This window comes from Kineococcus aridisoli, assembly GCF_050871885.1.
Classification (GTDB): Bacteria; Actinomycetota; Actinomycetes; order Actinomycetales; family Kineococcaceae; genus Kineococcus.
In genome coordinates, this window is sequence record NZ_JBJLSF010000010.1 from 37,207 (window position 1) to 64,055 (window position 26,849).

Annotated in this window: 23 protein-coding genes; 10 read left to right on the forward strand and 13 right to left on the reverse strand. The window is 74.8% G+C overall.

Annotation, left to right across the window (positions count from 1 at the left end; translation table 11 throughout):
- The first annotated feature begins 190 nt into the window (after positions 1 to 190).
- Positions 191 to 970 carry a sulfite exporter TauE/SafE family protein gene (locus ACRYM2_RS04780; protein ID WP_432520271.1) on the forward strand — a complete coding sequence of 260 codons (780 nt, stop codon included), beginning with the start codon at positions 191 to 193 and terminating at the stop codon, positions 968 to 970.
- A 102-nt stretch (positions 971 to 1,072) separates the two neighbouring features.
- Here the strand turns inward: ACRYM2_RS04780 and ACRYM2_RS04785 are convergent, their stop codons facing one another.
- From ACRYM2_RS04785 to ACRYM2_RS04810, 6 genes are all read right to left on the reverse strand, one after another.
- Positions 1,073 to 1,879: an MIP/aquaporin family protein gene (locus tag ACRYM2_RS04785; RefSeq protein WP_432520273.1), complete on the reverse strand. Its 807-nt coding sequence runs from the start codon at positions 1,877 to 1,879 to the stop codon at positions 1,073 to 1,075.
- On the reverse strand, positions 1,876 to 2,631 hold the full coding sequence (locus ACRYM2_RS04790) for a hypothetical protein (RefSeq protein ID WP_432520275.1): 756 nt from the start codon (positions 2,629 to 2,631) through the stop codon (positions 1,876 to 1,878). The genes ACRYM2_RS04785 and ACRYM2_RS04790 overlap by 4 nt, the downstream gene beginning before the upstream one ends.
- A gap of 41 nt (positions 2,632 to 2,672) precedes the next feature.
- Entirely contained in the window at positions 2,673 to 2,939 is a 267-nt protein-coding gene (locus tag ACRYM2_RS04795) for a GlsB/YeaQ/YmgE family stress response membrane protein (protein ID WP_432520277.1), read from the reverse strand.
- A 161-nt stretch (positions 2,940 to 3,100) separates the two neighbouring features.
- Positions 3,101 to 3,487, reverse strand: coding sequence for an ATP-binding protein (locus tag ACRYM2_RS04800; RefSeq protein WP_432520279.1), 387 nt, complete (start codon positions 3,485 to 3,487; stop codon positions 3,101 to 3,103).
- 120 nt (positions 3,488 to 3,607) lie between these two features.
- The gene (locus ACRYM2_RS04805; RefSeq protein ID WP_432520281.1) at positions 3,608 to 3,991 is read right to left on the reverse strand and encodes an ATP-binding protein; all 384 of its coding nucleotides are present in this window, start codon (positions 3,989 to 3,991) and stop codon (positions 3,608 to 3,610) included.
- 61 nt (positions 3,992 to 4,052) lie between these two features.
- Entirely contained in the window at positions 4,053 to 5,237 is a 1,185-nt protein-coding gene (locus ACRYM2_RS04810) for an ROK family protein (RefSeq protein WP_432520283.1), read from the reverse strand.
- Positions 5,238 to 5,399: 162 nt separating this feature from the next.
- On the opposite strand from ACRYM2_RS04810, the gene ACRYM2_RS04815 reads away from it, so the two are divergent.
- The 4 genes from ACRYM2_RS04815 (at position 5,400) to ACRYM2_RS04830 (ending at position 12,578) form a co-directional block, all read left to right on the forward strand.
- The gene (locus ACRYM2_RS04815; RefSeq protein ID WP_432520285.1) at positions 5,400 to 7,625 is read left to right on the forward strand and encodes an alpha-galactosidase; all 2,226 of its coding nucleotides are present in this window, start codon (positions 5,400 to 5,402) and stop codon (positions 7,623 to 7,625) included.
- 102 nt (positions 7,626 to 7,727) lie between these two features.
- Positions 7,728 to 10,697, forward strand: coding sequence for a glycoside hydrolase family 2 TIM barrel-domain containing protein (locus ACRYM2_RS04820; RefSeq protein ID WP_432520287.1), 2,970 nt, complete (start codon positions 7,728 to 7,730; stop codon positions 10,695 to 10,697).
- 124 nt (positions 10,698 to 10,821) lie between these two features.
- Positions 10,822 to 11,208, forward strand: a complete 387-nt coding sequence (locus tag ACRYM2_RS04825; RefSeq protein ID WP_432520289.1) for an ATP-binding protein — start codon at positions 10,822 to 10,824, stop codon at positions 11,206 to 11,208.
- Between the two features lie 23 nt (positions 11,209 to 11,231).
- A complete protein-coding gene (locus ACRYM2_RS04830) occupies positions 11,232 to 12,578 on the forward strand; it encodes an alpha/beta fold hydrolase (RefSeq protein ID WP_432520291.1) in 1,347 nt (448 codons plus the stop codon).
- A 34-nt stretch (positions 12,579 to 12,612) separates the two neighbouring features.
- Here ACRYM2_RS04830 and ACRYM2_RS04835 read toward each other — a convergent pair whose 3' ends face one another.
- Entirely contained in the window at positions 12,613 to 13,773 is a 1,161-nt protein-coding gene (locus ACRYM2_RS04835; protein ID WP_432520293.1) for an ROK family protein, read from the reverse strand.
- A 317-nt stretch (positions 13,774 to 14,090) separates the two neighbouring features.
- On the opposite strand from ACRYM2_RS04835, the gene ACRYM2_RS04840 reads away from it, so the two are divergent.
- The 3 genes from ACRYM2_RS04840 to ACRYM2_RS04850 are packed head-to-tail and all read left to right on the forward strand — an operon-like array spanning position 14,091 to position 17,394.
- On the forward strand, positions 14,091 to 15,032 hold the full coding sequence (locus ACRYM2_RS04840; RefSeq protein ID WP_432520295.1) for a carbohydrate ABC transporter permease: 942 nt from the start codon (positions 14,091 to 14,093) through the stop codon (positions 15,030 to 15,032).
- Between the two features lie 35 nt (positions 15,033 to 15,067).
- Positions 15,068 to 16,009, forward strand: coding sequence for a carbohydrate ABC transporter permease (locus tag ACRYM2_RS04845; RefSeq protein ID WP_432520297.1), 942 nt, complete (start codon positions 15,068 to 15,070; stop codon positions 16,007 to 16,009).
- An 8-nt stretch (positions 16,010 to 16,017) separates the two neighbouring features.
- On the forward strand, positions 16,018 to 17,394 hold the full coding sequence (locus ACRYM2_RS04850; RefSeq protein WP_432520299.1) for an ABC transporter substrate-binding protein: 1,377 nt from the start codon (positions 16,018 to 16,020) through the stop codon (positions 17,392 to 17,394).
- Here ACRYM2_RS04850 and ACRYM2_RS04855 read toward each other — a convergent pair.
- The gene (locus ACRYM2_RS04855; protein WP_432520301.1) at positions 17,375 to 18,214 is read right to left on the reverse strand and encodes a helix-turn-helix domain-containing protein; all 840 of its coding nucleotides are present in this window, start codon (positions 18,212 to 18,214) and stop codon (positions 17,375 to 17,377) included. The genes ACRYM2_RS04850 and ACRYM2_RS04855 overlap by 20 nt on opposite strands.
- Positions 18,215 to 18,308: 94 nt before the next feature.
- Between ACRYM2_RS04855 and ACRYM2_RS04860 the strand changes: the two genes are divergently transcribed.
- A complete protein-coding gene (locus ACRYM2_RS04860; protein ID WP_432520303.1) occupies positions 18,309 to 19,688 on the forward strand; it encodes an alpha-glucosidase/alpha-galactosidase in 1,380 nt (459 codons plus the stop codon).
- Between the two features lie 20 nt (positions 19,689 to 19,708).
- Positions 19,709 to 21,037, forward strand: a complete 1,329-nt coding sequence (locus tag ACRYM2_RS04865) for an alpha-galactosidase (RefSeq protein WP_432520347.1) — start codon at positions 19,709 to 19,711, stop codon at positions 21,035 to 21,037.
- Here the strand turns inward: ACRYM2_RS04865 and ACRYM2_RS04870 are convergent.
- From ACRYM2_RS04870 to ACRYM2_RS04890, 5 genes are all read right to left on the reverse strand, one after another.
- Complete coding sequence (locus tag ACRYM2_RS04870; protein ID WP_432520305.1) at positions 21,028 to 22,215, reverse strand: acyl-CoA dehydrogenase family protein; 1,188 nt, start codon at positions 22,213 to 22,215, stop codon at positions 21,028 to 21,030. The genes ACRYM2_RS04865 and ACRYM2_RS04870 overlap by 10 nt on opposite strands.
- 69 nt (positions 22,216 to 22,284) lie before the next feature.
- Positions 22,285 to 23,661 carry an LLM class flavin-dependent oxidoreductase gene (locus tag ACRYM2_RS04875; protein ID WP_432520307.1) on the reverse strand — a complete coding sequence of 459 codons (1,377 nt, stop codon included), beginning with the start codon at positions 23,659 to 23,661 and terminating at the stop codon, positions 22,285 to 22,287.
- Positions 23,662 to 23,677: 16 nt separating this feature from the next.
- Positions 23,678 to 24,496 (reverse strand): carbohydrate ABC transporter permease, encoded by an 819-nt coding sequence (locus ACRYM2_RS04880; protein ID WP_432520309.1) that lies wholly within the window; start codon positions 24,494 to 24,496, stop codon positions 23,678 to 23,680.
- Positions 24,493 to 25,443, reverse strand: coding sequence for a carbohydrate ABC transporter permease (locus ACRYM2_RS04885; RefSeq protein WP_432520311.1), 951 nt, complete (start codon positions 25,441 to 25,443; stop codon positions 24,493 to 24,495). The genes ACRYM2_RS04880 and ACRYM2_RS04885 overlap by 4 nt, the downstream gene beginning before the upstream one ends.
- Entirely contained in the window at positions 25,440 to 26,828 is a 1,389-nt protein-coding gene (locus ACRYM2_RS04890) for an ABC transporter substrate-binding protein (protein ID WP_432520313.1), read from the reverse strand. Before ACRYM2_RS04890 ends, ACRYM2_RS04885 begins: the two co-directional genes overlap by 4 nt.
- Positions 26,829 to 26,849 lie beyond the last annotated feature (21 nt).

Here is a 26,849-nt window from a genome sequence, read left to right on the forward strand (position 1 = left end):
GGTGTGCGTGCGGCACAGGTCGACGTGGCGACGGCGCACCAGCCGGCCGTTCGTCGTCCCGGGGATCCGCACGCGCCCACGGTACGGGAGGGCCCGCCCCGGCTCCAGCGGTGGACCGTCCGCCGTGCGCTGCGGGGCGGGCGCGATGATGGGCGCGTGAGCGGAACCTTCGCCCGGTGAGGCGCCCCCGATGACCCTGGAATCCCTCGGGCTGCTGACGGTGCTGCTCCTGGTCGCCGCGGCCTTCCTCGCCGGGTGGGTCGACGCCGTGGTCGGCGGTGGCGGGCTGGTGCAGCTGCCGGTGCTGCTGCTGGTGCCCGGCATGGACCCGGTGCAGGCGCTCGGCACGAACAAGCTGGCCGCGGCGATGGGGACCGCCACGAGCGCGGCGACCTACTACCGCCGGGTGCGGCCGAGCCTGCGCACCGCCCTGCCCACGGCCGCGGTCGCCGCCGCGGGTGCCGCCGGCGGGGCGCTGTGCGCCGCCGCGGTGCCCGACGGCGTGCTGACACCGGTGATCCTCGTGGCGCTCGTGCTCGTGGCCGCCTACACGCTGCTGCGCCCGAGCCTGGGGGAGCGCACGGCGCTGCGCTTCAGCGGTTCGCGGCACGCGGTGGTCGCCGCGGTGGTGGGCGCGGTCATCGGCTTCTACGACGGCATCGCCGGCCCCGGGACCGGCGCCTTCCTCGTCTTCACCCTCGTCGGCCTGCTCGGCTACGCGTTCCTGCAGGCCAGCGCGACGGCGAAGATCGTGAACCTGGCCACCAACGTCGGCGCGCTCGTGGTGTTCACCCGGCACGGCTCGGTGCTGTGGGCGCTCGGCCTGGTCATGGGGGTCGCCAACCTCGCCGGCGGCTACCTCGGTGCGCGCACGGCCGTGGCGGCCGGCAGCAGGTTCGTGCGCACCGTCTTCCTCGCCGTCGTCGCCGTCCTCATCGCCCGCCTGGGCTGGCAGGTGCTGCACGGCTGAGGTCCCGCCCGCCGCACGCGGACGACCCGCCCCCGCGCGGTGCGGGGACGGGTCGGGGACCTCGGACGGGACCTCGTGCGGGACCGGGGCGGTGGACCGGGGTCAGGACCCGTCGTCGGTGCTGGGCGCCTCGGCCGGTGCGAGCAGCCGGTCGTAGACCAGGGCGGCGAGGACGCCGCCGGCGAGCGGGCCCACCACGTAGGCCCAGAAACCGGTCCAGGTGCCGGACACCAGGGCCGGGCCGAACGCGCGGGCCGGGTTCACCGCACCACCGGTCAGCGGTGCCGCGATGAAGATCCCGACGGCGAGGGCGGCTCCCGCCGCCAGCGGTGCCGCCGCCGCCGGGGCCCGGTCGTCGGTGGCCACGGCCATGACGACCAGGACCAGCACGAAGGTGATGACGGCCTCGATCAGCAGCACCCGGCCGGTGGAGACGCCGGGGCTCGGCGTGGTGGCGGCCAGGCGGGCGACCTCGCGGGCCGCGTCGCCGTGGAAGGCCCACACGGCCAGCGAGGCGAGCACCGCACCGGCCAGCTGGGCCACGACGTACCCGGGCACGGCCTTGAGCGGGAACCGGCCGACCACGGCCAGCCCGATCGTCACCGCCGGGTTCAGGTGGGCGCCGGAGACGTGCCCGAAGCCGGCGGCGATCGCGGTGAGGGCCAGCCCGAAGGCGATCACGACCGCGGGCAGGTCGTAGGTGCCGGGAGCACCGGCCATGGTGACCACCGCGGTCGCGGTGCCGGCCAGGACGAGCACGAACGTGCCGAGCAGCTCGGCGGTGCAGGCGCGCGCGAGGTTGGTGCCGGCGGTGCTGCCGTACAGACCGCTGCGGTGCGAACCGCCGGTGGTCTGCACGCGCAGCGCGCCGGCCGGTGCGGAACCCACCCGCTCCTCCGAGGTGCTCACCGGCCCAGCCCCGCCCTGTCGACGCGGCGGTGGAAGCGCATGCCGGCCAGACCGCCGAGCACGGCGCCCAGCAGGCTGACGAGGGCGGCGGCGACGAGCGCGATGATCGACCCGCCCGTCAGGGAGGCGGCGTCGACGGGGATGCGCGGGAAGGCGTTGAGCTGGCCGAGGACGTCGAACCTGCTGCCGGCCACCGCGGCCAGGACCGCCACGACGACGGCGATGACCACGGCCCAGACCCACACCGCGACCCCCTGCTTGGCGCCGTCGAAGCGGGCCATGCGGCCGGCGACGTAGCCGCCGCAGAAGTACGAGACCAGCAGCACGACGAGCAGGGCGATCGCGCCGACGACGCCGATGGTGGCGGCCTCGCCCGCGGCCTGCTGCGCCACGCCGTCGACGGCCGCGCCGACGTCGTCCGTCGTCGCCAGGCCGACGGCGGTCCCCGTCGCCGCGAGCAGCGCGGTGAGCAGCACCGCCGTCCCGGTGGCGGTCAGCCAGCCGAAGAACGCCGAACCGACCTTGGTGCCGCCGTGGGCGTCGCGCTCGCGCTCGACGACGGACTTGCGGTCCAGGGACCGCTCGTCGCCGGGGCGGCCGTGGTGCACGGACAGGCGGTCCTGCTGCGCCTCGCGCACCGGACGTCCGTGGGCCCGCCCGGTGGCGGGGGTGGCTGCGGGGGTGGCGCCGCCGGGGGTCCGCCCGCCCTCGCGGGCGGAGCGGGCGCCGTCACTGCCGGTGGGGGTGCTCATGCCGTCCTCCTCGGACCTGGGTGCGTCGGGTGCGGGACGGTTCAGCGCCGACGGCCCTTGAGGGCCCCGACGACCGAGACGCCGATGGCCGCGACGACGACCTGGAAGACGAGTTCGATCCAGTCGAACCCGCTGGTGTCGGCGACGCCGGTGGCGCGCGCGATGGCGGTGCCGATCAGGGCCGCGACGATGCCGACGACGATCGTCAGCAGGATGGAGATGTTCTGCCGGCCGGGCAGGACCAGGCGGGCGAGGGCGCCGATGAGGGCGCCGACGACGATGGCGGTGATGATGCCGGTGATGGTCACGCGGTCCTCCGTGGGACGCCGAGGGGTCTCCACCTCCCGCCCGGTGGAGCGGGGGTGCGGCGCGACGACCTGCTCGTGGAGCGTTCATCCGGCGCGTGCTCAGGGTGGCACGCGCACCCCTGCCGCGCACCCGGAGCGGCGGGCCGCCGGCGGGCCGCGGGTCAGCTGCCGGTGAGCTCGAACCAGACGGTCTTGCCGGTGGCCGGGGGGCGGGCGGCGCGCGAACCCCACCGGGTGGCGAGGTGGTCGATGAGCGCCATCCCGCGGCCGCCGGTCGCCTCCGGCCCCACGTGCCGCAGCACCGGCGCGTCGGGTCCGGCGTCGGTGACGGCCACGCGCAGGTGCGCACCGTCGCAGGCCACGTCGACGGTCACGGGACCGCGGCCGTGGCGCACCGCGTTGGCGACGACCTCGGAGGTGAGCAGTTCCGCGACGTCCTCGTCGACGTGCACGCGCGAGTTCGCGCAGCACCGGGCGACGATCTGGGTGACCCAGCGCCGGGCGGTGGAGACGGCCGAGAGGCGGGGCTCCAGGACGAGCTGTTCCATGGTCCTCTCCCGGGTGCTCACCGGAGGTCGCCGCGCGCTGCTGCCGCGGTCCTCGCTCGAGCCCCTGCTGCCGTGGACCCACCATGCCCCCGCGGCGGGGCGGCGGCAACCGCAGGTCCCTCAGGCCGGCAGGTGGAACCAGACCGTCTTGCCGCTCTCGCCGGTGTCGACCCCCCACGCGTCGCTGAGCAGGTCCACCAGGGCCACGCCGCGCCCGGAGGTCGCCTCGGTGGAGGCCTCGTGCGCGACGGGCGCGCGGGGACTGCCGTCGCTGACGGCCACGAGCATCCCCGGGGTGCCGTCGCAGGTCAGCCGCAGGGTGATGGGGGGACCGCCGTGGGCGACCGCGTTGGTGACCAGCTCGGTGGCCAGCAGCTGCGCCTCGTCGAGCACGCGGGAGTGGTGCGCCGGGCAGTCGTTCTCCTCCAGGAACCGGCGGGCTTCGCGGGCGGCCTGCGGGTGCGGGGAGAGCTCCAGCAGGGCCGGGGGCGTGACGTCGCACATCAGGACATGATCGGAGCCCGCCCGGCGGTCGGCATGCCGACCCGCACCCGCCGGTGCGCGGTCAGCGGCGGTGCCCGAGCACGAAGGTGCGGATGGCGGTGACCGCCGCGCCGCGGGCCCACTCGGTGAAGCCCGTCGGCTGGACGTCGACGACGAGCTCGGAGGCGTGCTCGCTGCGGTGGGCGCGGATCCCCTCCCGGAGCGCCTCGCGCCCGACCTCGGCCAGGCGCACGCCCTCCCCGGACAGGATGACCTTCTTCGGCATCGTGAAGTTGCCGATGGCCGCGACCAGCGCCCCCAGCCCGCGCGCGGAGTCGTCGACGACGCGGCGCGCCAGGGGTTCCCCCTCCAGCGCCAGGTCCAGGACCTCCTCGTAGGGCACCGGGCGGCGCAGCGCGACCGAGGCGCGCGCCTCGACGGCCGCCACGGTCAGCAGCGCCTCCGCGCAGCCCGCGTGCCCGCGCGGGCACAGCGGGCCGCCCGGCAGCACGGGCACGTGCCCGACGAGGCCGACGCCGGCGTCGGGCCGGTCCACGACCTCGTCGTGGACGACGAGGCCGTAGCCCAGCCCCTCGCCGATCGTCAGCACGGCGAAGTGGTCGCAGCGGCGGGCGGCGCCGAACCACTGCTCGGCGCGCGTGAAGGACAGCAGGTCGTTGTCGACGACGACGGGCAGGCCGAGCTCGCCCTCCAGCAGCGTGCCGAGCGGCACGTCGTGCCAGCCGAGGAAGGCGGCGTCGACGACCCGGCCCCGCCGGTCGACGAGACCGCCCAGGCTGACCCCGACCGCGCGCACCCCGCCGCCCTCGCCGTCGAGGTGGCGGCCCGCCACCGAGCGCACGAGGTCGGCGACCACGGCGGTGGTGGCCTCCGGGGAGGTGTCCGGCAGCGGCGCCTCCTCGCTGGCGAGCACGGTGGCGCGCAGCGAGGTCAGCACGGCGTGCGCCGTGCGGGCGGTGAGCTTGACGCCGACGAAGCGGTGCGAGTGCTCGTCGACGTCGAGCGGGCGGGTGGGCCGCCCGCTCCTGGGGTCGTAGGCGCCGGCGGTCTCCAGCAGCAGGCCGGAGTCCAGCAGCGGCTTGGACAGGCGGGTGAGGCTGCCGGCGGACAGCTCCAGGCGCCGGGCCAGCTCGCTGCGCGGCAGCGGCCCGTCGAGCAGCACCTCCAGCGCGATGCTGTGGGCCGCGCCGGTCAGCGGCGTCCACGCCACCGGCGCCGGGTCGGCGCCGCTCCCGTGCGGTTCCATCGTCCTCCTCCGCGGGCCGGGGCCGCGGAGTGGGTATCGCCGCGGAAGTCTCCATCCCGAGACGCCGAGGGTGCCACACGGCGGCGCGGGTGGTTGACGCCTCCGAGAGTTTCGGCGTAGAAGTGACGCGCCCCGTCACACCGATGTGCAAGTGGAGCCCCCGTGACCCTGCCGCCCGACCCGGCGCCGACGTCCACCGCGTCCGAGGACACCGCGCTGGACCAGGTGCTCCACCTGCGCGCAGCCGGCGTGAGCCTCGTGCTCGAGCTGCAGCCCGACGCCCTGCCCAGCCTCGTGCACTGGGGCGCCGACCTCGGCGACCTCGACGAGCGGGCCCTGGGCGAGCTGGCGCGCACCGGGCGCACCGCCCGCGCCAACAACGACCTCGACGTGCCGCAGCCGCTCCGGCTGCTGCCGGAGCAGTCCCGGGGCTGGAGCGGCAGGCCGGGGCTGGCCGGGCACCGCGCCGGCACCGCCTGGTCCACCCGCTTCGTGCCGGTGCGCGCCGGCCTGCGGCGCGGGTGGGGCGGCGGGCAGGACGGCGGGCAGGACGGTGAGCGGGACGGCGGGCGCCTGGAGCTGGAGGCCGCCGACGAGGAGGCGCAGCTCGCGCTGCTGCTGGAGCTGGAGGTGCTGCCCTCCGGTCTGCTGCGCCACCGCGCCACCGTGACGAACACCGGCCAGGACGACTTCGAGGTCGGTGAGCTGGCGCTGGCGCTGCCGCTGCCGCCGGTGGCCACCGAGGTGCTCGACCTCGCCGGCCGCTGGGCCAAGGAGCGCATCCCGCAGCGGCTGCCGCTGCGCTTCGGCGCCCACGTGCGGGAGAACCGGCGCGGTCGCACCGGCCCGGACGCCCCGCTGGTCACCGCCGTGGGCACCGCGGGCTTCGGCTTCCGCCGCGGCGAGGTGTGGGCCGTGCACACCGCCTTCAGCGGCAACCACCGCAGCAGCGTGGAGAAGCTGTCCAGCGGGACCACCACCGTCTCGGCGGGGGAGCTGCTGCTGCCCGGCGAGGTCCGGCTGCGCTCCGGCGCCTCCTACCGCAGCCCGTGGGTGTTCGCCGCGCACTCGGCGCAGGGCCTGGACGGCGTCGCCGCCCGCTTCCACCGGTACCTGCGCTCGCGCCCGCACCACCCGGCGCAGCCGCGGCCGGTCATCGCGAACACGTGGGAGGCCGTCTACTTCGACCACGACCTCGAGCGGCTGCTGGAGCTGGCCCGCGCGGCCGCGGACGTCGGTGCCGAGCGCTACGTCCTGGACGACGGGTGGTTCCGCCACCGCCGCGACGACTCGGCGGGGCTGGGGGACTGGTACGTCGACGAGGAGATCTGGCCGCAGGGGCTGCACCCCCTGGTCGACGGCGTGCGCGCCCTCGGCCTGGAGTTCGGCCTGTGGGTGGAGCCGGAGATGGTCAACCCCGACTCCGACCTCGCCCGCGCCCACCCGGACTGGATCCTGCGCACCGGCGGGCGCACCCCGCTGCTCTCGCGCCAGCAGCTCGTGGTCGACCTCGGCAACCCCGACGCCTACGCGCACCTGCTGCAGCGCCTCGACGCGCTGCTGAGCGAGTACGACATCGCCTACCTCAAGTGGGACCACAACCGCGACCTGCTGGAGGCCGGTTCCGGCCCGCAGGGCCTGCCGGGCGTGCACGCGCAGACGCTGGCGGTCTACCGGCTGCTCGACGAGCTGCGCGAGCGGCACCCCGGGGTGGAGATCGAGTCGTGCTCCTCCGGCGGTCTGCGGGTGGACCTGGAGATCCTCGAGCACACCGACCGGGTGTGGGCCAGCGACTGCATCGACCCGCTGGAGCGCCAGCAGATCCAGCGCTGGACCACGCAGCTGCTGACCCCCGAGCTCGTCGGCTCGCACGTGGGGGCCTCCCCGTCGCACACCACGCACCGCAGCAGCGACCTGGCCTTCCGGGCCGCGACGGCGCTGTTCGCCTCCTTCGGCATCGAGACCGACATCAGCCGGATGCCCGCCGCGGAGCGCGCCGAGCTCGCGCGGTGGGTGTCGCTCTACAAGGAGCTGCGGCCGCTGCTGCACACGGGGACCCTCGTGCGCGCCGACGACTGCGACCCCGCGCTGCTGGTGCACGGGGTGGTGGCCGCCGACGGTTCCGACGCCCTCTTCGCCCTCGTGCAGCTGGACACCCCGGACGCCGCCGTGCCGGGCCGGGTGCGCCTGCCCGGGCTGCTGCCCGACGCCGAGTACGAGGTGGCCGCCCAGGCGCCGGGGGACCGCCCCGCGCTGCGCAGCCCCGCCGCGCTGCCCTGGCTGGGCGAGCCGGCCCGCCTCAGCGGCCGGGCGCTGGAGGCCCTGGGGGTCGCCGCGCCGGCGCTGCAGCCGCAGCAGGCGCTGCTGCTGCGGGCGCGGCGGCGGTGAGCGGTCCGGGCGCGCCGGCGGGCGGCGGTCGCCCGGTGCCCGCCGTCGCCTGCGCGCCGCAGCAGCAGTCCACGTCCGCACCACGTCGGGAGTGATCGAGGGATGAGCCACTGGTTCGAGGACTTCGCCGTCGGCCGGGGCGCCCGGCCGGCGCGCGCCCGCCTCGCGAGCGACGCACCGGCGCTGTCGCTGAACGGGCGGTGGCGCTTCCGCTTCGCCGAGCGCGCCGACGCCCCCGCCGACCTGGCGCAGGTGGACCTGGACGACGGCAGCTGGCCGACGATCGCGGTGCCGGGGCACTGGCAGCTGCAGGGCTGGGGCGCGCCCGCCTACACCAACGTCCGCTACCCCTTCCCCGTCGAGCCGCCGCACGTGCCGGACGAGAACCCCACGGGTGACCACCGCCGCACGTTCGCGCTGCCCGACGGCTTCCTCGCCGGCGGTGCGCGGGCGGTCCTGCGCTTCGAGGGCGTCGACTCCGCCTGCGTCGCGTGGGTCGACGGCGTCGAGGTCGGGCGTTCCACGGGCAGCCGGCTGCCCGTGGAGTTCGACGTCACCGACGCCCTGGACGGCACCCGCACCGAGCACGTGCTCACCGTCCGGGTGCACCAGTGGTCGGCCGCCAGCTACCTCGAGGACCAGGACATGTGGTGGCTGTCGGGGATCTTCCGCGACGTCACGCTGCTCTCGCGCCCCGCGGGCGGGGTCGAGGACGTCTTCGTGCACGCCGGGTTCGACGCGGCCGCGGGGACGGGCCGGCTGCGCGTCGACGCCGTCGTGGACGGAGGCGACGGCGGTGGTGGCGGTGGCGCCCGGGTGCTCGTCCCCGAGCTGGGGGTCGACGCGGCCGCCGGCGAGGAGGTCCTCGTCCCCGGCGTGCAGCCGTGGTCGGCGGAGGTCCCGCGGCTGTACGAGGCGGAGGTCGTCACCGCCGCCGAGCGCGTCCGGCTGCGGATCGGCTTCCGCACGGTCGCGATCGTCGACGGGGTGTTCACCGTCAACGGGGCGCCGGTGAAGCTGCGCGGCGTCAACCGGCACGAGTTCTCGCCGGACACCGGCCGGGCCGTCGGCGAGGCGGACATGCTCGCCGACGTCCTGCTCATGAAGCAGCACGGCGTCAACGCCGTCCGCACCAGCCACTACCCGCCGCACCCGCGCTTCCTGGACCTGTGCGACGAGCACGGGTTGTGGGTCGTCGACGAGTGCGACCTGGAGACCCACGGGTTCTTCTTCCTCGACTGGCGCGGGAACCCCTCCGACGACCCCCGCTGGCGCGAGGACTACCTCGACCGCGCCCGGCGGACGGTCGAGCGGGACAAGAACCACCCCAGCATCGTGCTGTGGTCGCTGGGCAACGAGAGCTGGACGGGGAGCAACCTCGCCGCCATGTCGGCGTGGATCAAGGACCGGGACCCCTCGCGGCCGATCCACTACGAGCACGACTGGGCCGTGCCGTACGCCGACGTCTACTCGCGCATGTACGCCACCCACGCCGAGGTGGCCGCCATCGCCACCCGCAGCGAGGAGGCGCTGCCCGACGCCGCCGCCGACGCCCGCCGCCGCGCGATGCCGTTCGTGCAGTGCGAGTACGCCCACGCCATGGGCAACGGCCCCGGTGGGCTGGCCGAGTACCAGGAGCTGTTCGAGAGCTCCGAGCGCTGCATGGGCGGCTTCGTGTGGGAGTGGATCGACCACGGCCTGCGCCAGCGCGGCCCGGACGGCCGCGAGCGCTTCGCCTACGGCGGCGACTTCGGCGAGGAGGTCCACGACGGGGCGTTCGTGGCCGACGGGCTGCTCTTCCCCGACCGCACGCCCTCGCCGGGGCTGCTGGACTACGCCGCCGTCATCGCCCCCGTCCGGCTGCGCCCGCAGGCCACGCCGTCCGGGGAGCTGCTGCGCCTGACCAACCACCACGACGTCCTGGACCTGGCGCACGTGCGGCTGGCCTGGACCGTCACCGACGAGGGCGTCGAGGTGGCGCGCGGGGAGCTGGTCACCCCGGACCTGCCGCCGCGCGCCTCTGCGCTGCTGGAGCTGCCCGAGGAGGCGTTGCGGCTGCAGTCGGCCACGGCCGAGCGGTGGTTCACCGTGACCGCCCACCTGGCCGCCGCGACGTCGTGGGCGCCCCAGGGGCACGTGCTCGGCCGCGGCCAGGTCCTCCTGGCCCCCGCCCCGGCGCCGGAGCGGCCCGCCGCCCTGGCCCCCGTGCGCCGCGGACCGGACCTGCTGCTCGGCGCCGCCGTCCTCGACGCCCGCACCGGTGCGCTGCGCTCGCTCGGCGGCCTCGACGTCGACGGCCTGCAGGTGGCGCTGTGGCGCGCGCCCACCGACAACGACCGCGGCGAGCACGGCGAACCGCTGGAACCGGTGTGGCGCGAGCTCGGCCTCGACCGCCTGCGCCACCGCACCGCGTCGGTGACCGTCGGCGAGGACGGTGTCGTGGTGGCCGGGCGCACCGCCGCGGCCGGCACCGACGCCGGGTTCGCCACCGCGCTGCGCTGGAGCGCCGACGCGGACGGCGGCGTCCGGCTGGAGGTCGACGTCGTCCCCGAGGACCCCGCGGGCTGGAGCGTGCCGCTGCCGCGCGTGGGCGTGCGGCTGCGCCTGCCGCGCCGGCTGGAGGAGGTCACCTGGTTCGGCCGCGGGCCGGGGGAGTCCTACCCCGACACGGGGGCCGCGACGTGGACGGGCCTGTTCTCGCGCACGGTCGACGAGCTGCAGACGCCGTACGTGCGCCCGCAGGAGAACGGCCAGCGCTCGCAGGTGCGGTGGGTCTCGCTGACCGCCCCCGACGGCAGCGGCCTGCTCGTGCGCGGGGAGCCGACGATCGGGGTGGGCGTGCGCCGCTGGAGCACCGAGGCCCTCGACGCCGCCGCGCACGACGCCGAGCTGCAGGACGAGGGGTGCGTGTGGCTGCACCTGGACGCGGCCCAGCAGGGCATCGGCACCGCCTCGTGCGGACCGGGGCCGCTGCCGCAGCACCTGCTGAGCGCCGCGCCGACGAGGTTCGCCGTGCGGTTCGCGGCTGTTCGCGGCGGTGCGGGGGTGAGCGGCGCGGCCGCGGCGGGGTGAGGGTGGCGTTTGGCCGCGCCGGGAGGGGGGTACCGCCCCACCGGGTCCTGCAGGAGGCCCTCCGGTCGTCGCCCGTGCCGGTGCCCGCGGGCACCGGCGGCGCCGAGCACCCAGGAGTGAACCCGTGACCACCCCGTTCCCCTCCGGCGACCACGTCCGCCTCGCCCTGGCGGACGACCAGGACGCGTCGGCGCAGCTGCGCCGCTTCGTGCGCCTGTTCGCCCAGCAGTCCGGGATCGACGGCGACCGCGCCGACGACCTCGTGCAGGCCACCGCCGAGCTGCTCAGCACCGGTGAGCAGGGGCAGCGCGCCACGGCGGTGGAGGTGCAGGAGCACCCGCACGGGATCACCGTGGTCGTCGACCTGGCCGGTCCGGACCAGGAGCAGCTGCGGGTCCCGCCCGCGGCGGACGCCCTGCTGTCGGGCCTGAGCCGGGACTGGGGCTGGCGCCGCACGCCCGACGCGCTGCAGGTCTGGTGCGCGGTGGACGCGCGCGAGCCCGCGGGCTGACCGGGACGGGGAGCGGGGACACCGTGGACGAGACCACCGGCAGCACCACCGGCGGCACCGCGCAGGGCGTGGCGGGGGCCCTGTCCGTCGAGCACGGCCAGGGCGCCTCCGGCAGCGGGGTGGAGGGGGCGGGCCCCGCGCCACGCACCGAGCGGGTCCCGGTGCCCGCGCTGGGGGTGGAGGTGTTCACCCGCACCTGGGACGGCGGCATCGGCGCGAGCGCCCGGCCGCCGGTCGTCCTCGTGCACGGGCTGGGCCTGTCCGGCCGCTGCTTCGTGCCCCTGGGGCGCCGGCTGGCCGCGCTGGGCCACCGGGTGCTGGCGCCGGACCTGCCCGGCTTCGGCCGCACGCCCCCCGAGCGCGGTGCGCGGCGGCCGGCGGGCCCGACGGCGCGCGAGCAGGCCGAGCACCTGCTCGCCTGGATGGACGCCGCCGGCCTCGAGCGCGCCACCCTGTTCGGCAACTCCGTCGGCGTCCAGGTCGCCCTGGAGGTCGCGGCGCGCCGCCCCGAGCGCGTGCAGGGCCTGGTGCTGGAGGGCCCCACCCCCGACCCGGCGTACCGCTCGCCGGTGCGCCAGTACGCGCAGGTGCTGCGCAACGTGCTCTTCGAACGGCCCGCCGTGAGCTCCATCTACCAGCTGGACCACCTCTCCGCCCGGGTGGTGCGGGTGTTCGCCCAGCTGGTGCGGACCGCCGACGACCGGATCGAGGAGCGGCTGGCGCAGGTGCAGGCCCCCGCCCTCGTCGTGCGCGGCGGGCTCGACCAGACCCTGTCGCAGGAGTGGGCCGAGCAGGTGGCGGGGCTGCTGCCGGACGGGCGGCTGGTGGTCGTCGAGGGCGCGGCGCACGACGTGCACCACGCCGCCCCGCACGTCGCCGCCCGCCTCGTCCACGCGTTCGTCACCGGCTCCCTCGAGGCCGCGGCCGCCGGGGACGGGGTGGTCGTGCCCGCCGACGGCGCGCAGCCCGACCCGCTGGGCCCGCAGCAGCCGATCTCCACCCGCACCCACGGGCTCGTGGACTACGCCAGCGCGCTGGCGTGCCTGCTGGTGCCCAGCGCGCTGGGCTGGGGACCGCGCACGCGGGCGCTGCTGGCCGGGGTCGGGCTGAGCACGACCGCGTACTCCCTGCTCACCGACTACGAGCGCGGCCTCGTGCGCAGGATCCCGGTGCCCGTGCACCTCAACGTCGACGCGGGCACGGGGCTGCAGCTGGTGCTCGCCGCGGCGACGCTGCTGCGCGGGGAACCGGCCGCGGGGCGGTGGGCGACGGCGGCCTTCGGGCTGTTCGAGGTGGCCGCGGCGAACGCGACCCGCACGCCGGCCGGCCCGGCGCACGTGGTGCCCGCGCGCCCCGCGCGGGGGAGCTGACCGGGCCGCACCGGCAGCGGGCGCGGCCGCGCCCTCAGCGGCGCCGGCCCAGCACGAAGGTCTGGATGGCCGTGACCGCCGCCCCGCGCGCCCACTCGGCGAAGCCCGTCAGCTGCACGTCGACGACCAGCGGCGAGGCCAGCCGGTGGCGCCCGGCGCGGATGCCCTCCCGCAGCGCCTCGTGCGCCACCTCGGCCAGCCGGGCGTTCTCCCCGGAGACCACCACCTTCTCGGGCATCGCCGTGTTCGCGACCGCCGCGATGAGGGTGCCCAGGCTGCGCCCGGCGTCGTCGACCACGCGCCGGGCCAGCGGGTCGTGGTCCGCCAGCTCCAGCACCTGCTCGAAGGTCACCGCTCGCCGCAGCGCCAGCCCCGCGCGCAGCTCGATCGCCGCCGTCGTCAGGACCGCCTCGGCGCAGCCGACGTGCCCCTCGGGGCACAGCGGCCCGTGCGGGTCGACCGGGTGGTGCCCCAGCAGGCCGACGCCCGCGTCGGGGCGGTCGAGCACCTCGCCGTGGACCACGAGGCCGTGGCCGATGCCCGCGCCGACGACGACGACGGCGAAGTGGGCGCAGCGGCCCGCGGCGCCGAACCACTGCTCGGCCCGCGTCAGCGACAGCACGTCGTTGTCGACGACCACCGGCAGGCCCAGCTCCGCCTCCAGCAGCGCCCGCAGCGGCACGTCCTCCCAGCCCAGGTAGAGGGCGCTGCGCACGACGGCGCCGTCGGTGAGCCCGCCGAGGCCGACCCCGACGGCCCGCACCCGCTCCAGGGCGTCCCCGGCGAGGTCGCGCACCAGGCGGGCGACCGTCGCCGCGACCGCGGCCGGGGCCCGCCCGTCCAGCGGGGCCTCGACGGCCGCGACGACACCGGCGCGCAGGGTGGTCAGCACCGCGTGGGCGGTGTCGGCGGTGAGCTTGACCCCGACGAAGGTGTGCGCCGACTCGTCGACGTCCAGCGGGCGCGTCCAGCGGCCGGAGACCGGGTCGCAGACGCTGTCGGTCTCCACGAGCAGCCCGGTGTCCAGCAGCGGCTTCGACAGCCGGGTCAGGCTGCCGGGGGACAGCTCCAGCCGCCGGGCGAGCTCGATGCGCGGCAGCGGCCCGTCGAGCAGGACCTCCAGGGCGATGCTGTGCGCCGGCCCCGTCAGCGGGGTCCAGGCGGTCCGCCGCCGCAGGTCGCCGGGAAGGGGCACGGGTTCCTCCACTGCGGTCACCGGGACGGGCGGCGGCGTCGGTGCCGCACCTGGCGGACTGTAGCTGATTGCCGCGGTGAAAATCAGATCGCCGGCGACGGAGTGTCTCGACGCTCGGGAACACCCCGGTCCGGGTGTTGACGGCCTCCTGAGTATTGCCGTAGAAATCGACCACGCGATGACCCCCGACCACGACGACGTGAGCACGGAGATGACGTGAGCGACGCACAGCTGCCGCAACCCCCTGCCGCCCGACCACCCACCGCCCCGGCGCCACCCGCGCCGTCCCCCGCCGCGCCGTCGGTGGGGGCCTCCTGATGGCGGTCGTGAACCGCGCCGACCGGCTGCGGGCCGCCGGCACGGACCAGCGGCTGCGCCCCGACGTCAACGGCTCCCCGCGCGAGCGCCTCACCGCCCTGGCCTTCATCGCCCCGGCGCTGCTGGGCTTCGCGGTCTTCTACTTCTGGCCGACCCTGCGCGGCTTCTACTTCAGCTTCACCGAGTACGACGTCTTCAACGCCCCGGTGTGGGTGGGCCTGGACAACTACCGGGCGGTCCTGGCGGACGCCACCTTCTGGAACTCGATGAAGGTGACGGTGCTGTACGTCGCCATCAACATCGGCACCCAGACGGTCCTCGCGCTGCTGCTGGCCGTCCTGCTGCACCGGCTCACCCGCTCGGTGCTCGTGCGCAGCGTCATCGTGCTGCCGTACCTCATCTCCAACGTCGTCGTCGCGCTCGTCTTCTACTGGATGCTCGACGCGCAGATCGGCATCGCCAACCAGTTCCTCGGCTGGCTGGGCGTCGACCCGGTCGCCTTCTTCGGCGACCAGAACTGGGCGATCCCGACCATCGCGCTCGTCAACACCTGGCGGCACCTGGGGTACACGGCGCTGCTGCTGTTCGCCGGCATGCTCATGATCCCGGGCACCGTCTACGAGGCGGGCCGCGTCGACGGCGCCTCGGAGTGGCAGATGTTCTGGCGCATCACGCTGCCGCTGCTGCGGCCGGTGCTGGCCCTCGTGCTCGTCATCACCGTCATCGGCTCGTTCCAGGCCTTCGACACCGTCGCCGTCACCACCAGCGGCGGGCCCGCCGAGGCCAGCAACGTCATCCAGTACTACATCTTCGACCTCGCCTTCCAGAGGTACCAGTTCGGCTACGCCTCGGCCGTCTCGGTGGTGCTCTTCCTCATCCTGACGATCGTCGCGTTCTTCCAGCTGCGCCTGATGCGCGCCGACCAGTCCGACATGGCCTGACGCCGCCCACCCGAACCACCGAAGGAGGAGGCGACGTGGCCGCCACCGCGACACCGCTCGAGACCGACCTGAGGATCGAGAGCACCCGGCCCCCGCGGCAGGGGCGCCCCGGCCTCGGGCGCGTCCTGGCCTGGACCGCCCTCGGGCTCATCATGGCCGTGACGCTGTTCCCGTTCTACTGGATGCTGCGCACGGCGTTCTCCAACGGCGCCTTCCTGGCGACCGAGCCGTCCAACCTGCTGCCGGTCGAGCCGACGATGGGCGCCTTCGAACGCGTCTTCGGCCTGGCGACCACGCAGGAGGCGCAGGCGCAGGCGGGTTCGGGGGCGGCCGTGAACATCGGCCGCTACCTGCTGAACTCCGTCGTCGTCGCCACCTGCATCACCGCCGGCCAGGTCTTCTTCGGCGCGCTGGCGGCCTACGCGTTCGCCCGGCTGCGCTGGCCCGGCCGGGACGCGGTGTTCTTCCTCTTCCTCACCGCGCTCATGGTCCCGCCCATCTTCACCCAGCTGCCGAACTTCCTGCTCATGCGCGACCTGGGCCTGCTCAACAGCTACGCGGCGATCGTCCTGCCGTTCTTCTTCATGACCCCCTTCGCGATCTTCTTCCTGCGCCAGTTCTTCATCGGCATCCCGCACGAGGTGGAGGAATCGGCCCGCCTGGACGGTGCCGGGCCGCTGCGGCGGTTCTTCAGCATCATCCTGCCGATGGCGTCCGGTCCGCTCATCACCCTGGCGATCCTGCAGTACGTGCAGGCGTGGGGGGAGTACTTCTGGCCGCTGCTCGTCGGCAGCGAGGAGAGCGTGCGCGTCCTGACCGTCGGCCTGGGCATCTTCCGCGCCCAGACGCCGCAGGGCTCGCCGGACTGGGCCGGTCTCATGGCGGCCACCCTGCTGGCCGCGCTGCCGGTCCTGGTCCTCTTCGCGGTCTTCAGCCGCCGCATCGTGGACTCCATCGGCTTCTCCGGCATCAAGTGAGGACCAGCATGCGCTCGCACCGCACCCCCCGCCGCCGCACCCGCACCGGTGCCGTCCGCGCGGCCGCCTTCGCCGGCGCCGCCGTGCTGCTGTCCGGCTGCGCCAGCTACGGCGTCTCGCCCGGCGCGGACGGCGACAGCGGCACCGTCACCTACTGGCTGTGGGAGTCGGCCCAGCTGCCGGCCTACCAGCAGTGCGCCGAGGACTTCCAGGCGCAGAACCCGGACATCGACATCAAGATCGAGCAGTTCGGCTGGGACGACTACTGGCGCAAGCTGTTCACCGGATTCATCAGCGACTCCGCCCCCGACGTCTTCGCCGACCACACCTCGCGCTACGGGGAGTTCGCCGACCGCGGGCTCATCGTGCCCATCGACGAGCAGGTGCAGGAGGCGGGCATCGACCTCTCGCAGTACGTCCCCGGCACCACCGACCTGTGGATCGGGCCGGACGGCAAGCGGTACGGGCTGCCCAAGGACTTCGACACGATCGGGCTCTTCTACAACCGCGAGATGGCCGAGGCGGCCGGGATCAGCGCCGAGCAGATGTCCCAGCTCACGTGGAACCCGACCGACGGCGGCAGCTACGAGCAGGTCATCGCCCGCCTCACCGTCGACGAGAACGGCGTCCGCGGGGACGAACCCGGCTTCGACAAGAGCAAGGTGAGGACCTACGGGCTCGGCCTGGGCAGCGCCGGTGCGCCGTTCGGGCAGGTCGAGTGGTCCTACCTGGCCATGACGACCGGCTGGTGGTACATGGACGAGCAGGCGTGGGGCACGAGGTTCAACTACGACGACCCGCGCTTCCAGCAGACGATCTCCTGGTGGCGCGGTCTCATCGACAAGGGCTACATGCCGCCGCTGGCCTTCACCGAGGGCGGCTCCCCGGACCAGCAGATGCAGGCCGGCCGCTACGCGATCGTCTCCGAGGGGTCCTGGCAGACGGCCAACTACGGGGCGCTGGAGGGGGTGGACCTGGCCCTGGCGCCGACGCCGATCGGCCCGAACGGCCGGCGGGCGGCCATGCAGAACTCGCTGGCCGACTCCATCTCGACCTCCTCGGAGGTCAAGGGCGCGGCGTGGAAGTGGGTCGCCCACCTGGCCTCCGAGGACTGCCAGTCGGTCGTCGCCGACGCCGGGGTCGTCATGCCGGCCATCGCCTCCACCGTCGAGGCGTCCAAGGCCTCGCTCGGCGAGACCGGCTTCGACATCACGGCCTTCACCGACCAGATCGACGCCGGCACGACCTTCCCCTACCCGGCGATCCTGCGCGCGGCGGAGGTCCAGGCCGCCACGACCACCGGCCTGGAGAACGTCATGTCCTTCAACACCGACGTCTCGTCGCTGACGCAGATGAACGAGCGGGTCAACGCGCTGTTCGAGTGAGGGTGCCGGTGCTCGCCCGGGAGTCCCGGTAGGCCCCGGGCGAGCACCCGCAGGCGCGGCCGAAGTGGGCGTACAGGCTGCTCTGCGAGCCGAACCCCGCCGCGTGCGCGACGGCCGCGGTCGTCAGGGTGGTGGTGAGCAGCAGCCGCTGCGCCTCCGCCACCCGGTGCCGCACCAGCTGCTCGCCCAGGGAGACGCCCACCGACTGCCGGAACAACGTCGTGGCGTAGTTGGGGTTGAGGTTCGCCGAGCGCGCGACGTCGGCGGTGGTCACGGGTTCGCGGAAGTGCTCGGCGATCCAGCTGGCCATCCGCGCGACGGGGCGCAGGTCCGCGCGCGGGCGCTCCGGCCCCTCCGCCGTGCGTCCCAGGATCCTCAGCACGAGCGCGTTGGCCTCCAGGAGCATCGGGCCGGTGTCGGCGCCGGCGGCCAGGTCGCGGCGCCAGTCCTCGAACAGCGCCGGCACGTGGGTTCCGACGGCCTGCGTCGGGACGACGACGGTGCGGTGGCCCAGCACGTGCGTGGTGAAGGCGTCCGGCAGCGACCACTGCAGCACCGCGGTCAGCGGGACGTGCACCCAGCACACGTCGCTGCGCTGCTGCGGTTCCGTGGCCAGCAACCGGTGCGGGGCCGCGGCCCAGAACATCGCCGTCGTCCCCGCCGGCACGTGCACCCGGGTGCCGCCGAACAGGTAGTCCAGGCCGCCGGAGAGGACGACGTTGATCTCCAGGTCGTCGTGGCGGTGGAAGGTGGGCATGGGCGGTGCGGCGCCGCGGTGCACCCACAACGCCGGGTCGACGACCTGCAGCCCACCGCTCACGCTCTCCACTGTAGACGCAGCTCGCTGAGGATCCTGGAACCGTCGGCACGCGCCGCGGAGGACCCGGCGGCCGGGGGGGACCTAGCCTCGCAGGATGACCGCGACGCGCAGTCCCAAGATCACCATCATCGGTGCCGGTGGTTACGTCTTCCCCTTCCGCCTCATCGGCGACCTCGTCAGCTTCCCCGCGCTGCGCTCGGCGCAGCTGTGCCTCATGGACATCGACCCCGGCAAGCTCGCGCCCGTCGCCGACGCCGCGCGCAAGCTCGTCGCCCACCACGGCTTCGACGCCGAGGTCGTGGAGACCACCGACCGCCGGGCGGCGCTGGAGGGCGCCGACGTCGTCATCATCACCTTCCAGGTCGGGGGAGTGGCCTCCTACCGCCACGACGTGGAGATCCCCCGCAGGTACGGCGTCGACCAGACCGTCGGCGACACCGTCGGCCCCGGCGGGGTGTTCCGCTTCCTGCGCTCGGTGCCCGCCTACGAGGCCATCGCCGCCGACGCCCACGAGGTGTGCCCCGAGGCGGTCTTCATCAACTACGCCAACCCCATGGCGATGGCCACCGCGTTCCTCAACGCCAAGGGCCTCAAGACCGTCGGCCTGTGCCACAGCGTCCAGGGGACGACGCGCATGCTCGCCCGCACCCTCGGGGTGCCCTACGAGGAGGTCGACTACCTCTGCGCCGGCATCAACCACCAGGCGTGGGTGCTGCGCTTCCGCCGCGGTGGGGAGGACCTGTACCCCCGGCTGCGGGAGACGATGACCGAGCGCCACGTCGTGGGGCGGGCCGCCGCGCAGCTGGCCGCCGACGACGGCGACCACAGCGAGGCCGCGCAGGCCGCCAGCACCTACGAGGGCGGCAACGAGCAGGTCCGCACCACCCTCATGAACGCCTTCGGCTACTTCGAGACCGAGTCCAGCCACCACGCCTCGGAGTACCTGCCGTACTTCCGCAAGAACCCCGGGATGGTCGAGCAGTACGTCCCCGAGCGCTGGGACTACTACGAGATCTGCTCCGCCCACGACGACCAGGGCGACATCGACGCCCAGCTCGCCAAGCTCAAGGAGGACCTCGCGCCGAGCGTCGAGTACGGCGCGAGCATCGTCAACTCGGTCGTCACCGGCACCCCCAGCGTCGTCTACGGCAACGTCCCCAACGCCACGGGCCTCATCTCCAACCTGCCCGCCGACGCCTGCGTCGAGGTGCCCTGCCTGGTGGACCGCAACGGCGTGCAGCCCACCGCCGTCGGTGCGCTGCCCCCGCAGCTGGCCGCGCTGAACCGCACCAACGTCAACGTGCAGACCCTCGCCGTGCAGGCCGCGCTCACCGGCGACCGCGAGCACGTCTTCCACGCCGTGGCCCTGGACCCGCTGACCGCCGCGCTGCTCACCCTGGAGCAGGCCCGCGCCATGACCGAGGAGCTGCTGGCCGCGCACGCCGACCTGCTGCCGCAGGCGCTGCGCCCGTGAGCACCGCCCCCCGGCCGCCGATGGGCTGGAACAGCTGGGACTGCTACGGCACCAGCGTCACCGAGGCCGAGGTCCTGGCCAACGCCCGGTTCATGGCCGAGCACCTGCTGCCGCACGGCTGGGACACCGTCGTCGTCGACATCGACTGGTCCGACCCCACCGCCCGAGCGCACGGCTACAACGCCGGTGCGCCGCTGCAGCTGGACGAGCACGGCCGGCTCCTGCCCGACCCCGGCCGCTTCCCCAGCGCCGCCGGCGGCGCCGGCTTCGCACCCCTGGCCGAGCAGGTGCACGCGCTGGGCCTGCGCTTCGGCATCCACACCATGCGGGGGGTGCCGCGGCTGGCCGTCGAGCGCGCGACCCCCGTCCTGGGCACCGGCGCGACCGCGGCCGACGTCGCCGACCCGCGCAACGTGTGCGAGTGGAACCCCGACATGCTCGGCCTGGACCACGGCCACCCGGCGGCCCAGGCGTACTACGACTCCACCCTGGCGCTGTACGCGCAGTGGGGCGTGGACTTCGTCAAGGCCGACGACATGCTGTGGCCCTACCAGGCCGCGGACGTCGAGGCGTACGCGCGGGCGGTCGCGCGGTGCGGCCGGCCGGTGCAGCTGAGCCTGTCGCCCGGGCGCGACCTGTCGCTGACCCGCCTGGAGCACCTGCGCGAGCACGCGACGATGTGGCGCATCTGCGACGACCTGTGGGACCGGTGGGAGGACGTCGAGGCGAACTTCGCCCGCTTCGCGCGCTGGGCGCCGTTCGCCGGCGAGCACGGCTGGCCGGACGGCGACATGCTGCCGCTGGGGCGCATCGGCATCCGCGCCGAGCGGGGGGAGCCCCGCGAGGACCGCCTGACCCCCGACGAGCGGCGGACGCTGGTGACGCTGTGGGTGGTGGCCCGTTCGCCGCTGATGATCGGCGGAGACCTGCCCTCCTCCGACCCCGCGACGATCGCGCTGTTCACCGACGACGACGTGCTGGAGGTGCTGTCCGCCTCCAGCGGCAACCGCGAGGTCTTCCGCGAGGACCCGCTGGTGCTCTGGGCGGCGCGGGGTGCGCGGGGCGTGCGCTGGGTGGCGGCGTTCAACCTCGGCGGGACGCCGCTGCGGGTGTCGCTGGACGCGCTCGACGTGGACCTGCCGGCCCGGCTGGACGGGCAGCTGCGGGAGCTGTGGAGCGGCGAGCCGGTCGCCGCCGAGCCGGTGGACGCCCAGGAGCAGCGCACCCGGGGGGTGGCGCCCGGCAGCACCGCCGTCCCCGTCGAGCTCGCCCCGCACGGGTGCGCGCTGCTGCGCTACGTCCCCGCCGACGCGCAGCGCAGCAGCCGCCTCCCCGCTGCTCAGGTGTAGAGCGTGAACTGCGGGTGCCTGCCGGTGAGGAAGTGGTCGCCGACCTCGCGGGCCTTGTGCTGCACCGGGTCGTGCAGCGTGTGGGTGCGCACGTTGCGCCAGAACCGGTCGAAGCCGTACTTGTTGCTCGTCGCCCGCGCGCCGGTCACCTCGTAGATCGCCGAGGTCGCCTCGACGGCCAGGTCGGAGGAGACCACCTTGAGCGCGGCGATCTCCTCGGCGACCTCGCCGCGCTCGTCCCAGGTGAGGTCGAGCCCGCGCTCGTGCGCCTGCGAGAGCGAGAGCCCCGCGCTGCGGCCCAGCGCCTCCGCGGCGCGCAGCCGCGCGACGAGGCGGCCGTAGGTGGCCAGCACGTACGGGTCCTCGGTGGCCGAGGCGGCGCCGGAGAGCAGCCACGGCCTCGACGTCGTGCGGGTGTACTCCGCGGCCGTCTCCAGCGCGCCGCGGGTCACCCCGAGGTAGAAGTGGCCGAACGCCGCCTGGATCGCCGGCGTCACCAGCGAGGAGAAGGGCGTGGTGTCCTCCGGGGAGGTGCTGCCCAGCACGTCCCCGGAGGCGATGCGCACGTCCTCGAAGCGCACGCTGCCGCTGGCCGACAGCCGCTGGCCCAGGTTGTCCCAGTCGCCGCCCTTGACGAACCCGGCCGCCTCGCGCGGCACGACGACCAGCAGGTGCTTGCCGCTGTCCCCGGCGAGCCCGCCGACGACCGTGACGTCGCCGACGCTGGCCCCGGTGGAGAAGGTCTTCGTGCCGCGCAGCAGGTAGCCGCCCGCTCCCGCCGCCGGGTCGGCGACGAGCTCCAGGTCCGGGTCGACGGGGTTCACCGCGTCGCCCCACAGCCACTGCTGCTCGGCCGAGGGCACCCCCCAGCGGGCCCGGCCGGCGTCGTCGGCGACCCAGACGAGGTTGTGGGCGTTGACGTAGTGGTAGGCCAGCAGCTGCGCGATGGAGCCGTCGGTGCGGGCGATCTCGCGGACGACCTCCAGCCCCACCGACCACGGCAGGCCGCCGCCGCCGATCGACGTCGGCAGCAGCAGGTTGGGCAGGCCCGCCTTGCGCAGCAGCTCCGCCTCGGGGACCGGTTCCGCGCCGGCCCGGTCGCGCTCGAGCGCGTCGAGGGCCAGGTGCTGGGCGACGTCGCGCGCCGCGTCGAGGGCCTGGGGGGCGTCGAGGGCCATGGTGCTCCTCCTGGTCGTGGGGATCGGTGCGTCGGCGGGTGCGGTGGGTCGGCTCAGCGGTGGGTCGGCTCAGCGGGCGGGGCGCCGGTGCGCGGCGGCGGGGTGGTCGTCGCGCACGCGGACCTGCCCCTTGCCGTGGATCGTCTCGCGCAGCGTCTCGCCCTCGTAGTCGACGGGGTAGGCGCCGCGGCGCTGCAGCTCGGGGACGACGAGCTCGACGATGTCCTCGAACGTGCCGGGGGTGACGGCGTAGGCGCAGTTGAACCCGTCGACGTCGCCCACCTCCATCCAGCGCTGCAGCTCGTCGGCGACCGTCGACGGCGAGCCGACGACCACGGCGCCCATCCCGCCGATGCCGATCCAGTCCGCGATGTCGCGCGGGGTCCACTCCCGGTCCGGGTCGGCGGTGGAGAACGCCTCCACGGCGCTGCGCACGGCCTCGGTCTCGGCGTACTTGAGCGGCTCGTCCGGCGGGTACGTCGACAGGTCCAGCCCGCTCCAGCCGCCGTAGAGGTTCAGCGCACCGTCGTAGCTGACGTAGCGGGCGTACTCCTCGTGCTTGGCCCGCGCCTCCTCGTCGGTGGGCGCGGTGATGATCGTCACGAGCGTGAACACCTTGACGCTGCGCGGGTCGCGCCCTGCCGCGGCCGTCAGCGCCCGCAGGCGGTCCACCCACGGCCGCATGACCTCCGGGCGGGTGGCGGTGTTGAAGACGGCCTCGCCGTGCCTGGCGGCGAACGCGATGCCGCGCGGGGAGGCGCCCGCCTGGAAGATGACCGGCGTGCGCTGCGGGCTCGGTGCGCTGAGGCCGATGCCGGGCACGTCGAAGAACTTCCCGCGGTGCTCGATCGGGTGCACCTTCGCGGGGTCGGTGAAGACGCCGGACTCGCGGTCGCGGACGACGGCGTCGTCCTCCCAGGAGCCCTCCCACAGCTTGTAGACGACCTCCATGAACTCCTCGCCGAGCTCGTAGCGGTCGTCGTGGGAGATCTGGGTCGTCAGGCCCAGGTTGCGCGCGGCGGACTCCAGGTAGGAGGTGACGACGTTCCAGCCGACCCTGCCGTTCGTGTAGTGGTCCAGCGTCGCCATCTTGCGGGCGAAGGAGTACGGCTGCTCGTAGGTGAGGGAGACCGTGACCCCGAACCCGAGGTGCTCGGTCACCGCGCCCATCGCGGACACGGCCAGCAGCGGGTCCCCGACCGGGACCTGGGTGGACTCGCGCAGGGCCGTCTCCGGCCCGCCCCGGTACACGTCGTAGACGCCCAGGACGTCGGCGATGAACAGCGAGTCGAACCGGCCGCGCTCGAGCAGCTTCGCCAGCTCCGTCCAGTACCGGATGTCGTCGTAGCGGTGCGACTGGTCGTCGGGGTGGCGCCACAGGCCGGGGGACTGGTGGCCCACGCACGTCATGTCGAACGCGTTCAGGTGAACTCTGCGGTCGGTCACCGGGTCTCCTCCTCGATCACTTCACGGCGCCGGCGGAGAGCCCGCCGACCAGCCACTTCTGGGCCACGACCGCCAGCACGTACATCGGCACGATGCCGACCAGCGAGGCCGCGGCCTGCTGGCCGAACTGCACGGTGCGGTCGCCCTGGAACAACGACAGGCCGACGGGCAGCGTCTGGCTGCTCGTGCTCTGCGAGAACGACACCGCGAAGAGGAACTCGTTGTAGGACAGGAACAGGCAGATCAGCAGCGCGGCGACCAGGCCGGGGGCCAGCAGCGGCAGCACGATCCGCAGCAGCCCCTGCGAGGTCGACAGCCCGTCCACCCAGCCGGCCTCCTCGACCTCCAGCGGGATCCGGCGAACGAACCCGTCGAGCAACCACACCGCCACCGGGACGTTCGCCAGGCCGTTCACCAGCACCAGCCCGAGGGCCGAGTTCGTCAGCCCCGCCTGCTTGAGCAGGTAGTACAGCGGCAGCACCGCCACGATGGGCGGTGCGCAGTAGCTGGCCAGCAGCAGCGCCTGCAGCCGCTCCCCGCGCGCGCCCGCGCGGGCCGTCACGTACGCCGCGGGCACCGCCACCACCGAGGTCAGCAGCGTCGCGCCGGCGGCCACCACCCAGGAGTTGGTGAGCATCGTCGACAGCGGGACGGTCGCGAACGCCTCGGGGAAGTTCGACCAGACGAGGCGGGTCGGCAGCCAGCCGCCGTTGGCGATGTCGTCGACGCCGCGCAGCGACAGCGAGACCAGGAACAGCAGCGGCACCAGGGCGACGAACGCCACCAGCGCCAGGACCACGCGCAGACCACCGCGCCGCAGCGCGCCCGCGGTCACGACTCCACCCGCACGGCCCGCGCGCGCAGCAGCGTCACGGCCGTCGTCAGCAGCCCCACGACCAGCCCGAACACCAGCGTCTGCGCGGCCGCCGTGCCGATCTCGTAGCTGCCGCGCATCCCGGTGCGGAAGATCTCGAAGCTGCTGACGATCGTCGACAGCCCCGGCCCGCCCTGGGTGACGACGGCGACGAGGTCGAACACCTTCAGCCCGACGACGAGCTCCAGCAGCAGCACCGAGAGCACGTTGGGCGCGATCACCGGCCAGGTCACCGAGGTGAACGCGCGCAGCGCCCCGGCGCCGTCGAGCGCCGCGGCCTCCCGCAGCTCCTCGGGGACGCCCAGCAGCGCGGCGAACACCAGCAGCGTCACCAGCGGGGTCCACTGCCACACGTGCACGACGACCAGCGCGCCGAAGGCGCCGACGCCGTCGCCCAGCGGGTTGGCGCCGGGGAACCCGATCGCCGAGAACAGCCCGCCGAACGCCCCGCCGACGGGGGCGAGCATGAGCTTCCAGGCGACGCCCACCATGACCGGCGGCGTCACCAGCGGCAGCAGCAGGATCGTCCCCACCGCCCCGAACCGGGTGCCGCGCGCGTGCAGCAGCAGCGCCAGCGCCACCCCCAGGACCGTGGTCAGCAGCGCCGCGAGCACCGCGAACAGCACCGAGCGCACCAGCGAGCCGGCGAACGCGACCGACTCCCACGCCTCGACGAGGTTGTCGGTGCCGGTGAAGCGCTGCAGCGGCCGCGCCAGCGAGGACTCCGTGAACGCCAGCAGGACGACGAACACCGTCGGGTAGACCAGCAGCAGCGCCAGCCCGACCAGGCTGGGCGCGGCGAGCCAGCCCGGGACGTGCCCCGGGCGGTGCCGGCGCGGCACCGCGCGCCGGCCGGTGCGGGCCCCGCGCTGGTGCGGCAGCCCGGTGCGCTCCAGCTGCTGGGTCACCCCAGCTCCCTCGTCCAGCTGTCGGCGGCCTCCTCCAGCGCCGCCGCCGGCTCCTGCCGGCCCTGGATGGCCAGCGCGAGCTGGTCGACGAGGTCCTGCAGCGCCTTCGGCGCGCCGGCCCGGCTGGGCCAGGCCAGCGGGTCGCCCTGCAGCCCCTCGCGGATGACGTCGGTGGCCTCGCCGGCGGCCGCCGCGTACTCCGGGGAGCCCAGCACGCTGGAGCGCGCCGGGTCGATGCCGGAGCCCGCGGTCGAGGCGAGCAGGAAGTTGTTGTCCCGGTTCGTCGCCCACTTCACGAAGGCGGCGGCCTTGTCCTGCTGGGCGGAGGCGCTGGAGACCCCGAGCCCGAAGCCGGCGTCCAGCGCGGTGCGCGGGGTGGTGTTGCTCCCGCCGACCGGCAGGGTGACCACGCCCCACTTGTCGACGACCTTCGAGCTCGCCGGGTCCTGCGCCTTCAGGCCCAGGTCGGTCCAGGTGTCGAGCATCGCGCCCTGGCCGGACAGGAAGGCCGAGTTGGCCTGGTCGAAGCCCGTCTGCAGCGGCGTCGGCAGCGCCGAGGGCGCCACGTCGATCAGGTGCTGCAGCGCCGCCCGCCCCTCCTCGCCCGCGAAGGCCGGCTGCCCGTCGGCGTCCACGAGCGTGCCGCCGTAGCCGGCCAGGCGGTTGATGAAGGAGCAGCCGAGGATCATCGGCACCTGCTGGCCCTCGACGATCGCGCCGTAGACGCTGCCGCCGGAGTCCCGGGTGATCTTCGCGGCGGCCGCGTCGTACTCGTCCCACGTGGCCGGCGGCTCCACGCCGTACCGGTCGAAGACCTCGGCGTTGTAGTAGAGGACGTGCGTGTCGCCGTCGAAGGGCAGCCCGTAGCGCCTGCCGTCCAGCAGCGTGTACGGGTCGTAGACCGAGGGCAGGAAGTCGTCGGCGGCGATGTCGTCGTTGGCGCCGATCCAGTCGGTGAGGTCGACGAGGGCGTCGGCGGCCACCAGCTCGCCGAGGCCGAAGTAGAAGTAGTCGAAGACGTCGAACTCGCCGTCACCGCCCTGTACGTCGAGGATCTGCTTGCTCGTCAGCTGGTCGTAGGGGATGGCCGTCACCTGCAGCTCCCCGCCGAACTCCTCCGCGAAGCGCGGCCCGAGCAGCTCGGTGAAGGCCAGCACGTGCGGCTGGTTGACCATCAGCTTGATCGTGGCGCCGCGCAGGTCGACGGCCCGCTCGGCCGCCAGGCCGGAGGCGGAGGCGCCGCCGCCGCACGCGGCGAGCGGACCGGTGGCGGCGAGGGCGCCCAGGCCGAGGGCCGAGGACAGGACCCGGCGGCGGGAGGCGAGCAGCCGGGCGGGTGCGCCGGCGGGGGAGGGCGTGCGGGGGGTGCGGCGGGACGCGGGCATGGGTGTGCTCCGTGGGTAGGC